Origin of the sequence: Chryseobacterium sp. SIMBA_029 (genome assembly GCF_046535275.1) — a bacterium.
Taxonomy (GTDB): domain Bacteria; phylum Bacteroidota; class Bacteroidia; order Flavobacteriales; family Weeksellaceae; genus Chryseobacterium.
The window spans coordinates 1-244 of record NZ_JAWRXA010000727.1; the positions used below are offsets into that span (position 1 = coordinate 1).

Annotated in this window: 1 protein-coding gene; it reads right to left on the reverse strand. The window is 54.9% G+C overall.

Annotated features, from left to right (window positions below; translation table 11 throughout):
• Positions 1 to 12 precede the first annotated feature (12 nt).
• Positions 13 to 244: DUF3566 domain-containing protein (locus SB679_RS25855; protein WP_410705234.1), on the reverse strand; the 232-nt coding region annotated here is incomplete at its 5' end.

The following is a 244-nucleotide window of genomic DNA, read 5'->3' on the forward strand; positions in this document are numbered from 1 at the left end:
GCGATTTTTTTACTAGTCGTCCGTCAGAGTGACGCCAATGCCGCCAACCAACGTTGCGGAAATGTTATAAAGCACGGCCGAGAGCATCGACAGCGCCGTGAGCAGAACAACATTCACGACGGCGATAATCGTTGCGAAGGACGCCACCTGACCGAGTGAAGCCACCTTCTTGAGTTCAAAGCCGCCGCTTTCGGATCCGGCAAGGGTACCCAACAGGCTGTCCACCTGGTTGAAGATTCCAGTG